9 protein-coding genes are annotated in these 7,884 nt (G+C 70.8%); 5 read left to right on the forward strand and 4 right to left on the reverse strand.

Annotated features, from left to right (window positions below):
* Positions 1-45: 45 nt before the first annotated feature.
* Positions 46-927, reverse strand: a complete 882-nt coding sequence (locus ACFU7D_RS27245; protein WP_378873255.1) for an alcohol dehydrogenase catalytic domain-containing protein — start codon at positions 925-927, stop codon at positions 46-48.
* A gap of 110 nt (positions 928-1,037) precedes the next feature.
* On the opposite strand from ACFU7D_RS27245, the gene ACFU7D_RS27250 reads away from it, so the two are divergent.
* The 3 genes from ACFU7D_RS27250 (at position 1,038) to ACFU7D_RS27260 (ending at position 2,760) form a co-directional block, all read left to right on the forward strand.
* Positions 1,038-1,436, forward strand: coding sequence for a winged helix-turn-helix transcriptional regulator (locus tag ACFU7D_RS27250; protein ID WP_378873257.1), 399 nt, complete (start codon positions 1,038-1,040; stop codon positions 1,434-1,436).
* Between the two features lie 280 nt (positions 1,437-1,716).
* On the forward strand, positions 1,717-2,169 hold the full coding sequence (locus ACFU7D_RS27255; RefSeq protein WP_378873259.1) for a DUF4232 domain-containing protein: 453 nt from the start codon (positions 1,717-1,719) through the stop codon (positions 2,167-2,169).
* Positions 2,170-2,274: 105 nt separating this feature from the next.
* Positions 2,275-2,760 carry a pyridoxamine 5'-phosphate oxidase family protein gene (locus tag ACFU7D_RS27260; RefSeq protein ID WP_378873261.1) on the forward strand — a complete coding sequence of 162 codons (486 nt, stop codon included), beginning with the start codon at positions 2,275-2,277 and terminating at the stop codon, positions 2,758-2,760.
* A 6-nt stretch (positions 2,761-2,766) separates the two neighbouring features.
* Here the strand turns inward: ACFU7D_RS27260 and ACFU7D_RS27265 are convergent, their stop codons facing one another.
* From ACFU7D_RS27265 to ACFU7D_RS27275, 3 genes are read right to left on the reverse strand one after another with little or no spacing between them, the layout of a single operon-like run.
* On the reverse strand, positions 2,767-3,522 hold the full coding sequence (locus ACFU7D_RS27265; protein WP_378873263.1) for an ABC transporter ATP-binding protein: 756 nt from the start codon (positions 3,520-3,522) through the stop codon (positions 2,767-2,769).
* Positions 3,519-4,487, reverse strand: a complete 969-nt coding sequence (locus tag ACFU7D_RS27270) for an ABC transporter substrate-binding protein (protein WP_378873265.1) — start codon at positions 4,485-4,487, stop codon at positions 3,519-3,521. Before ACFU7D_RS27270 ends, ACFU7D_RS27265 begins: the two co-directional genes overlap by 4 nt.
* A gap of 17 nt (positions 4,488-4,504) precedes the next feature.
* The gene (locus tag ACFU7D_RS27275) at positions 4,505-5,563 is read right to left on the reverse strand and encodes a FecCD family ABC transporter permease (protein ID WP_378873266.1); all 1,059 of its coding nucleotides are present in this window, start codon (positions 5,561-5,563) and stop codon (positions 4,505-4,507) included.
* Between the two features lie 126 nt (positions 5,564-5,689).
* Between ACFU7D_RS27275 and ACFU7D_RS27280 the strand changes: the two genes are divergently transcribed.
* Together ACFU7D_RS27280 and ACFU7D_RS27285 are read left to right on the forward strand one after the other, a co-directional pair.
* Complete coding sequence (locus ACFU7D_RS27280; RefSeq protein WP_378873268.1) at positions 5,690-6,922, forward strand: geranylgeranyl reductase family protein; 1,233 nt, start codon at positions 5,690-5,692, stop codon at positions 6,920-6,922.
* Positions 6,922-7,857 carry an NUDIX domain-containing protein gene (locus ACFU7D_RS27285; RefSeq protein ID WP_378873270.1) on the forward strand — a complete coding sequence of 312 codons (936 nt, stop codon included), beginning with the start codon at positions 6,922-6,924 and terminating at the stop codon, positions 7,855-7,857. Before ACFU7D_RS27280 ends, ACFU7D_RS27285 begins: the two co-directional genes overlap by 1 nt.
* Positions 7,858-7,884: the final 27 nt, after the last annotated feature.

Raw genomic sequence — 7,884 nt, forward strand, 5'->3', positions numbered from 1 at the left:
GTCGAGATCAAGCAAGTGATGCTTTAGCCAGAGCGCGTTTCGCCCTCAGGGCACGAGCAGCCAGCGGCCGTCGGAGCCCGGTGCCGCCACGGCCTCCTGGTAGGCCTCGGCGGCCTTGCTCAGCGGTCGGGTCGCGGCGATCCGGGTCGGCACGGTGCCGTCGGCGGCCAGCTGGAGGAGTCCGGCCAAGACCGGTCCGTCGGCGTGGCTCATCACGGTGGAGACCTCGATGCCGCGCTCCGGCTCCGGGGCGCGGCCGGGCTTGACGCTGACGTAGCGGCCGTTGTCGCGTACGCCTGCCAGGGCCGGTTCGTTGAGGGCCGCGAGGTCGAGGACGGCGTCGTGGGCGCCCGGCTCGATCTCGGTGACCGTGTGGTCGGCACCGGTGGCGAGGTGCTCGGTGCCGGGGCGTACCAGGGCGTCGACCGTCCAACCGTCGGATTTGGCGAGCGCCGAGGCCCACAGGCCGACGCCGCCGGCGGCACCGGTGACGAGAAGGCTGCCGCGCTCGCTGCCGAGCAGGTCGAGCGCCTGGCGGGCGGTGAGCGCGTTGAGCGGCGCCGCGGCGGCCGCCTCGAGGGTCAGCCCGTCGGGTATGGGCGCAGCGTCGGAAGCGAGGAGCACGACCTCGGTCGCGTGGGCGCGAGCGCCGGCGGCCGGGTTGCCGTGGAACCCTGCGACCCGGTGACCGACAGCGAAGGTCGCCACCGCCTCGCCGACCTCGGTGACCACGCCGCTGAAGTCGAAGCCGAGGCCGATCACATCGGGGAGTCCGATGGCTGCGTGGTCGCCGGCGACGAAGGCGTCGAAGAGGGTGAAGCCGGCCGCGGCCACCTCGACCCGGATCTCGTCGGCGCCGAGCTGATGGGGCGGGAGCTCCTCGAGGCGCGGGGTCGGGTCGCCGGCGCGGGAGATGAGTGCGTACATGGTGTTCGTCCTTTGCGGTGGTTGGCGTGCTTGCGTGTACTACTTTCGGTGCCCTACTCTCTTTTGGGAAGAAGGCACTTTGAAGTGGCGTACGCACCTGGAGGTCTGCCATGGGGACGACGACGGCCGAGCGGCCCGGATACGAGCACAGCGGATTCGACGCGTTCTCGGCGCTGTGTCCGAGCCGGCGGCTCCTGGACACGATCGGTGACAAGTGGGTGAGCCTGGCGATCGTGGCGCTGGGGCTCCGCGGCCCGCTGAGGTATTCGGAGCTGGCGTCGCAGATCGAGGGAGTGAGCCAGAAGATGCTGACCCAGTCGCTGCGGAAGATGGAGCGCGACGGCCTGCTGATCCGCACGGTGACCCCGTCGGTGCCGGTGCGGACCGACTACGAGCTCACCCCGCTCGGCCAGACGCTGCTTCCGGTCATCGGCCACCTCAAGACCTGGGCCGAGGAGCACATGCCGGAGGTTGACGCTGCTCGGACGGCGTACGACAGCAGGGTCTGAAGAAATCTCGAAACGAGATGCAACGGACCGGCACGCCCGCACGTCTCAGGGGTGGGACGATGAATTGTCTGCTACTCGAGGAGCGACGATGCGGCACATGCGGCTGATGATGGTCGGTCTCGGGATCCTCGGCGTGCTCGCGGCGGGAGGTTGTGCGTCGACGACGGACGGGGCGGTCGACGCGTCACCATCTGCCTCCGGGACCGCGGACCCCTCCCAAGCGAGCAGCACGGCATCGTCCCCGACTCAGTCCTCACCGGCGGCCACGGGGGGTTCGCCGGTGAGGACTGAGTCTTCCGACCCTGCGCCGGCGGGTCCGGTGACGCCGAAGTGTGCCAATGCCGACCTGAAGGCCGGCTATCGCGCGACCGACTCGGGTGCGGGCTCACGGTTCGGTGAGATCACGCTGACCAATGTCTCCGACCAAGCGTGTGCCCTCGGTGGCTTCGGCGGGCTCTCGTACGTCGGGGGCAACGACGGCACCCAGGTCGGCGCGCCCGCGGCGCGTGAGGGCAAGTGGCGCACGGTGATCATGAAGCCGGGGCAGGTGGCGGTCAGCGAGGTCTCCGAGTCGACGGCCGAGAACTACCCGGCCTCGGACTGCAGGCCGACCGAGGTGGACGGGTTCCGGATCTACGTGCCGGACTCCTACGACTCCCAGTTCGTCCGGCACCAGACGACCGGGTGTGCGGACAAGAACGTGTCGCTCCTGTCTCATCACGCGTTCCACTAGCTGCCATCCGTCGGACGTGCTGCGCGAGGTGCTGGCCGAGCACGGCTACAAGCTCCCGCGTATATACGCAGGTCAGCACTGAGGAAGTGGCCTACCCTCTGGGGTATGGCAGTTGATCTGGACAGACACGTCCGCGGGATCGTCGATGGGGTCGCCTACCTGGTGCTGGCGACCTCGGATCCCGACGGGCGCCCGCGTACCTCGCCGGTCTACTTCTCCCACGACGGCTACCGAGACCTCTACTGGGTCTCGGCACCCGATGCGCAGCACTCCCGCAACATCGTCCGCGACCCACGCGTGGCCGGAGTCATCTTCGACTCCTCGGTGCTGCCGGGGTCCGGGGCGAGCGCTGCGTACGTCACCGGGATGGCGCGCCAGGTGCCCGACTTCGAGCTCGAGAAACGCTGCGAGGTGGCGTTCCACCGGCTGGTCGGGACCGCTCGGGCGTTCAAGCCGGAGCAGCTGCGCGGCGAGGCGTCGCTGCGGCTCTACGTGATGGACGTCGAGCTCTGGGAGGCGCACCTTCCCGGCGTCGACCCGGACGACGACGCCGCACCCGAGACCAGGGTCGAGGCCGACCCAGAGCTCTGAGGCGGGTCAGGTCGCGGGGCGGAAGAGGAGGTGGATCTCCTCGCGCAGCTCGAGCCGCTCGATGCCGATACCGTAGACCGGCTCCAGGATCTCGGGGCGGAGCACCTCGTCGACGGTGCCGCGCGCGGCGACGCGGCGCCGGTCGAGCAGCACCAGGTCGTCGCAGTAGCGGGCCGCCAGGTTGAGGTCGTGGAGCACGACGATCGCCGTCGTCCCCAGCTTCCGCACCAGGGACAGGATCTCGTGCTGGTAGCGGATGTCGAGGTGGTTCGTCGGCTCATCGAGGAGCAGGTGGGTCGCCTCCTGCGCCAGCGCCCGGGCGATGAGCACCCGCTGCCGCTCGCCCCCGGAGAGGGCGGCGAAGGAGCGCGGGCCGAGGTGGGTCCCGCCGACCCGCTCCAGGCACTCCGCGGCGATCGCCAGGTCGTGCTCGCCGGCCCTGGCGAAGGCGGACAGATGCGGCGTACGTCCCAGCAGCACCATCTCGCCGGCGGTGAGGGCGGTGTCGGTGCCGGACTCCTGGACCACGACCGCCAGGCGCCGGGCGACCTGCTTGGCGGGGAGGGTGGCGAGGTCGTCGCCGTCGATCTCGACGGTGCCGCTGCCGCGAAGGGCGCCGTAGAGCAGCCGGAGGAGGGTCGTCTTGCCGCTCCCGTTCGGGCCGATCAGGCCCAGCACCCGGCCCTCGTGGGAGGCGACGTCGACGTCCTCGAGGATGCTCGTGGTGCCGTACGTCCAGGACAGGCCGGCGGCCTCGATCACTTGGCGAACCTGTCGATGATCCGCTCGAGGCCGTCGACGGAGAGGGCCGAGGGCGGCTCGGTGAAGTTGAACAGCTGTGCCATCACGTCGCCGTTCCTGACCGCGGTGAGGTCCTCGGCGCCGGCGAGCTGGGTGATCGACTCCTCGACCTCCTTGGGGTCGCCGGTGTTGTGGAGCAGGATGATCACGTCGGGGTCGCGCTCGAGGAGATCCTCGGTCGAGACCTCGAAGACCCGCTCGTCGACGTCGGCGAAGACGTCCTCGAACCCGGCCGCCTCCAGCTGCGGGTGGGCCATCGACTTGGTGCCGTAGGCGTAGGTGACGCCGCCGCCGACGGTGGGGTAGAGCACCGCCGCCGTACGTCCTTCGCCGACCTTCTTCGTCTTGAGCGCGGTGACACGTTTGCGCAGGTCAGCGACAGCCTGGGCGGCTTCGTCCTTCTTGTCGAAGACTCTGCCGTAGGCCTCGAGCTGGCTGTAGACGTCATCGAAACCGGGGTCCTCGACACCCTCGGGGCACATCGCCGGCTCCTCGAGGAGGCTGATGTCGACGGCGTCGAGGGTGTCCCGGGAGAGGTTGTCGACCTCGCCGAGGACCAGGTCGGGCTCCTCGGCGATCACGATCTCCTTGGAGATCTGCAGATGGCCGCTGGTGTCCATCTCGTCGGTGAGCAGCGGGATGTCGTCGAGCTCGGCCTGGGTCTCGGCGTCGTAGTAGTCGGCGGGGTACTCGCCGGCCCTGGCCACGACCTGGTCCATCACGCCGAGCGCGTGCAGATAGGGGACCGCGGAGCTCTTCAGCATCACGACGCGCTCGGGCGGCGCGTCGAAGGTGACCTCGGCGCCGCAGTTCTCGATGATGACAGGGGAGCCGTCCGCGGTGGCCTCGTCACCGGTGGCGTCGGCGCCGCAGGCGGTGGTCGTGGCCAGCACGAGGGCTGCGGTGGCGAGCATGGGGCGGATCATTGTCGGCTCCTTGATGGTCAGACGTCGCGCGCCGAGAAGCGCCGGATGAGGACGATGAGGAACGGGGCGCCCAGGAGCGCGGTGACGATCCCGATCGGGATCTCCTGGGGCTGGAGGAGCACGCGGGCGAGCACGTCGGCCCAGACCAGCAGGATCGCGCCCATGAGGGCGGCGGCCGGGATCGCGACGGAGTGGGCGGAGCCGACGGCGCGGCGGGCCAGGTGCGGCACGACCAGGCCGACGAAGCCGATGCTCCCGGCTGCCGAGACGACGACGCCGACGGTCAGGGCCACCATGACCAGCAGCAGGGTGCGGAAGCGGTCGGGGGAGATGCCAAGGGTGTGGGCGGTCTCGTCGCCGATCGCGAGCGCGTCGAGACCGCGACCGGACAGGGTCAGCAGGGTGATGGTGGCGAGCACGGCGACGGCCACGACGGCGAGCAGGCCGTCCCACTGGGCCAGGCCGAGGGAGCCGAGCAGCCAGAACATCACCGACCGCGCACCCTCGGCAGAGCCCGAGGCGAAGATCAGGAAGCTGGTCAGGCCGTAGAGCAGGTAGCCGACCGCGACACCGGAGAGCAGCAGCCGCAGCGAGGTGACCCGGCCGCCGCTGCGGGCGAGCGCGAACACCAGGAACGACGCCGCGAGAGCGCCGAGGAAGGCGGAGCCGGGGAGGGCGTACGCCCCCAGGCCCGTGCCCACGCCGAACAGGATCGCCGCCGCGGCCCCGCTGGAGGCGCCGGAGTTGATCCCGAGCAGGTAGGGATCGGCGAGCATGTTGCGGACCATCGCCTGCAGTGCCATGCCGGTGACGGCCAGGCCCGCTCCGACCAGGGCGCCGAGGAGCACACGGGGGAGGCGTACCTTCCACACGATGGCCTCCTCGGTGGCCTTCCAGCCGGCCTCGGGCAGCCCGAGGAGGTGGTGGCCGAGGATCTGCGCGACCGTCCCTGGAGTGACGTACGCAGCCCCCAGGCCGACCGCGACCACGACCGTCACCACGGCGGCGGCGAGGAGGCCCAGGAGCCAGGCGACGGCGCGCCGACGGCGGCGACGTACGCCGAGGGGGTCGTGCACGTGGGGGCCTTCCGAGACTGCTTCAGGACTAATGCGAAGAACTTGCAATAAGTTAGCAGAGGCCCGCTTCGGCCAGAGGTGAGGGTTCTTTCGCGGGCCGTTGGCCGGTTCTGGGAAGATATGCGCATGACCTCGTCCCTTCCGCAGTCAGCTGACGTGCTCGTCGTCGGGGCCGGCCCAGCGGGCTCTGCCGCGGCGGCCTGGCTGGCGCGCGCCGGGGTCGATGTCCTGCTGACGGACGCGGCCGTCTTCCCGCGTGACAAGACCTGCGGTGACGGGCTGACCCCGCGCGCGACCCACGAGCTGGTCCGGCTCGGGCTGGAGGACTGGCTGCGCGCCCACCCGGTCTCGAAGGGCCTGCGGGCGCACGGCTTCGGGCAGACGCTGCACCTGCCCTGGCCCGGTGGAACGCTGCCGTCGTGGGGCTCCGCGGTGCCGCGGACCGAGCTCGACGACCACCTGCGCACGGTCGCGATCAAGTCCGGCGCGACCGCTGTCGACGGCGTGCGCGCGGTCGACGTTCGGTGGGATGGAGAGCGGATCGCCGCGGTCGTCTTCGAGGGCGGCCATGAGGTCGCGTGCCGGTCGGTCGTGGTCGCCGACGGGGTGCGCTCGCCGCTGGGGAAGGTGCTCGGCCGCGAGTGGCACCGCGACACCGTCTACGGCGTCGCCGGACGGGCCTATATCGCCTCCGACCAGGCCGACGACGAGTGGATCTCCTCCCATCTGGAGCTGCGTGACGAGTCCGGTGAGGCGCTGCCCGGCTACGGCTGGATCTTCCCGCTCGGTTCGGGTGAGGTGAACATCGGCGCCGGCGCGCTGGCCACCTCGAAGCGCCCTGCGGACGTCGCGATCAAGCCGCTGATGAGGCACTACACCGAGCAGTGTCGCGAGGAGTTCGGGCTCACGGGCGAGCTGCGGGCGGAGAAGTCCGCGCTGCTGCCGATGGGTGGTGCGGTCTCCGGTGTCGCCGGCGCCAACTGGGCGCTGATCGGCGACGCCGCCGGGTGCGTGAACCCGCTCAACGGCGAGGGGATCGACTACGGCCTGGAGACCGGGCGGATGGTCGCCGACGCGCTGATCGCGGGGGAAGACCTGGCCACCGCTTGGCCGGCGACCCTGCGCGAGCACTACGGCGAGGCCTTCTCCATCGCCCGCCGTCTGGCCGGCGTCGCGACCCGTCCCCGTCTGGTATCCACCCTCGGACCTGCGGGAATGCGCTCCGACTGGCTGATGACTCTGGCCCTGCGGTGGATGGGCAACCTGGTCACCGACGAGGACCGTGACCGGGCCGCCAAGGTGTGGCGCTGGGCCGGTCGCCGCTCGTTGGCTCTCGACTCCCGACCCCCGTTCAGCTGATGGCGACGCGGAATCGGGGCCGCGGTGGGCGGCGACGCAAGCTTCCGAAGGTGCAGCGGGTGGGGGCGTACGCCGTCATCATCCGGGCCGGTGCGGCCGCCGAGCCGGAGATCCTGCTCAGTCGGCTCTCGGAGAAGGTCACGCCGGAGGAGCGGTGGACGCTGCCCGGCGGTGGCATCGACCACGGCGAGAACCCCCGCGACGCGGTCGTGCGCGAGGTCTACGAAGAGGCCGGGGTGCCGGTCGAGGTCGGTGTCGAGGCACGGGTCTACTCCGTCCACCAGGCCAAGGCCTGGCGGCTGGGCCGGCGTGTCAACTCGCACGCGATCCGGATCGTCTTCGACGGCTGGGTGCCCCACGACGCTCCCGAGCCGCAGACGATGGAGGTCGACGGGTCCACCGCGGAGGCGGCCTGGCTGCCGCTGGCGGCCGTGACGAGTGGCGAGATCCCGACGTCCCCGCTGGTCACCGATGCTCTCGACGTGCGCAAGCCGACGCGGATGCAGCGGCTCGCCGCGTACGCGTTCATCACCCGCCCCTCCGACGACGCGATCCTGCTCACCCGGATCTCGCCGCTCGGCTATCACTCGGGCACCTGGACGCTGCCCGGTGGCGGCGTCGACTTCGGCGAGCAGCCGCGCGAGGCGCTGAAGCGCGAGGTGGTCGAGGAGTGCGGCCTCAGCTGCGAGGTCGGCGCCGTGCTCGATGTGCACGACGTGAACATCACCGGCACGGCCCCCAGCGGTCGTCACGAGGAGTTCCACGGCGTCCACCTGATCTTCGCCGCGACGGTCGCCGACGGTGCGAGCCCCACGGTGGTCGAGCAGAACGGCACCACCGACGACGTACGTTGGGTGACCCGTGACGAGCTGGCGGCGCTTCCGCTCCTCGACGTCGTCACCGCGGCCCTCGACGCCGAGAAGAAGACTGCGTAAAGAACGCCGAGTCGGCTCGTTCTAACG

This window comes from Nocardioides sp. NPDC057577, from assembly GCF_042801335.1.
Classification (GTDB): Bacteria; Actinomycetota; Actinomycetes; order Propionibacteriales; family Nocardioidaceae; genus Nocardioides.